Below are 2,375 nucleotides of genomic sequence, written 5' to 3'. Positions count from 1 at the left end.
CCGGCTCGCTCGCCGCCACCGCGGCGAGCGCCCACGGGATCGCCGGCCGCGGCATACGACCCAGGGCGAAGATCACGGCCAGCGCCGCGACGAGCGTGCTCAGCGTCAGGGCGGTCACGAGAACCCGCACGAGGGTGACGGGCAGATGGGCGAGTCCGAGCAGCGGCACCACCGCCCCCGGCGGGTAGGTGAACCCCAGTTCGCTGCACTCCTGCAGGCAATAGAGCTGCCCGGTGTCGGCATACCGCTGGGCGGAGGCGAGGTAGATGTCCAGATCGACCCAGTGCTGCCCGCGGGGCAGCGACCACCCGCGCGCCGCGACGAGACACTGCATACCCAACGCGGCCACCAGCGCGACCAGGCCCGCCCCCGCGACGACACGGCTCCCGGTGAACCTGGGCGTCGGTTCGCGCGGCGGGGTCATTCCTTCAATGGTAGGCGCGGCCCGGGAACACCGCTCAACCCGCACCACGTGACCGGGGACAGGCCCCCAGCCGCCCGTCAGGAGGCGGGGGCGAGCCACAGGTCGATGCGCAGCGGGACCAGGCCATCGGGGCGGCGTTCGAGGAGACGCTCATCCTCGAGCACCGCGCCGCTGGCGACCGGTTGGGGGGTCAAGCCCAGTCGGGCCAGGGCCTGCGGCGACTCGCCCGCCAGCAGCACCACCCGCGATCCGGGCGGTGCGGCGTCAACCACCCCGTCGACGAGGATGCGCAGCGCCTCGGGGTGGCGACGCGCGTAGTACTTCGCGACAAGGGCGGGCTTGTTGCACATGCCGCGCACGACCTGCGGCCACTCATTAGCCGCCCGGTCATCGACGCTCAGGACGATATCGCCGGGTTGCAAGGCCCGGCAGAGCGCTGCTACGCGCGCCTGGGAGCCGGCCTCGACCCGCTCGCTCCGGTGCGGCCAGGTCGCCAGCGCGGTGGGTATGACGAGGCTCGCCAAGGTCAGGAGGGCCAGACCTGCTCGGGCCGGTTGGCTGCGCAGGCTTGTCGCGGCGCCGCGCCACACCCACGCAGCACCGACCACAACCAGGACGGCAACGAAGGGCAAGGCGATCAGGAGACGACGCTCGGCCCACGGATGATCCGGCGTGATGCCCGGGCGCCACAAGGTGAGCAGCGTCGAACCCAGGGCCACGACATACGGGCCGGCCCAGGTGGGCAGCGGGGCCGGCGGCTGATCGGGAATCTGCGGCCGGGCTGTCCACGCGCGACCCAACCGGGCAGCGAGCGCGGCCGCGACGAGAAGCGCGATGACGAGCGCGACTGGCCCGACCCACCAGGACAGCCACGCCACCGACTGCTCGGCGTAGGTGCGGGCGCCATCGATCGTCAGCCCTTGTCGCAGTTGCAGCCCGGCGACGACATCCGCGCCGGGGTCGTTCGGGTTCTGCCGGACGGTCATGAACAGGGGGCGGAGCGCGAGCAGTAGCCCGATCACGAGGACACCCAGTCCGCATGCCGCGGGTAGGAGCCGGCGCACCGAGTCCGGCAGTCCCGCGCCGCGGCGGGAGAGGACGACGAGCGCCCAGCTCACCAGCGCCATGAACGCCCCGAGGGCGATCAGGGGCAGCAGGCTGCCGGCGATGTCCCCGAGATAGCGGTAGGACAGTACCTGCGCGGCGGCCCCGCCGCCGAGCGCTCCGATTGCGGTTCCGCGCACCAGCGGGGCGGGCCAGCTGCGCCGCTGGATCAGGCCCAGCGCCGCGACCGGGATGAGCAAGATGGCCTCGCGCAGCCCGTCGATCCGCACCAGGGTCGTGCCGCCGACGAGCAAGCCGGCGAGCAGCGCCAGGCGCCGGTGGTCGAACCGAGCTGCCAGCACCCACGCAAGAGCCCCCGCGACGATGGTCAGTTCGGCGAGGGGCTCCGAATACGTCGCTCGGGCCGTATGCAGCAGCGGGAACTGCAGGGCTACCGAGGCCGCGGCGACCGGCCCCCACCAGCCGCGCAGCAGCACCGCGACGATCAACCCGAGGCCCAAGACACTCAGCCCGGCCAGCACCGCCGGTTGCACGAACATCGTCGAGAGGCCGCCGAGCCAGCGGCCGGGTGAATAGATGGCGGCCGGGCCGATGACGAACTGCGGCTGGATCGACGGGTGAGCGGCATCGCCCAGCTGATAGAAGGCCGGGCTCCCCAGCGTGACGTCGTGCACCCGCAGGACGGCCGGCGCCCCCATGCCCGCTGGCGACAGTGGGACGATGCGATATCCGGTGTCCGCCAGCGAGATCGCGGCCTGCAGGTTCGAGCCGGCGTCACGGCGGGGCAGGATCTGGGTACTGTGCGTGGCCGCCGCCCACGCCGTGTATGCCGCCCCCACGAGGGCGAGCGCCGCCGCCGGAGCGGTGTCCACGCGGGCGGCCGGCA

General features: G+C 73.0%; 2 protein-coding genes. Both read right to left on the bottom strand.

The window, feature by feature from the left end:
- Positions 1-424, bottom strand: a 424-nt coding sequence (locus tag BN11_RS15770; protein WP_048699285.1) for a hypothetical protein, incomplete at its 3' end; no start/stop codon positions are given.
- 77 nt (positions 425-501) lie between these two features.
- A partial coding sequence (locus tag BN11_RS15765) for a hypothetical protein (protein ID WP_048699281.1) occupies positions 502-2,375 on the bottom strand: 1,874 nt, incomplete at its 5' end.

The sequence above is a fragment of the Nostocoides australiense Ben110 genome (genome assembly GCF_001050535.1).
GTDB classification, from domain to species: domain Bacteria; phylum Actinomycetota; class Actinomycetes; order Actinomycetales; family Dermatophilaceae; genus Nostocoides_A; species Nostocoides_A australiense.
This window is presented reverse-complemented; position numbering and strand designations above follow the sequence as displayed.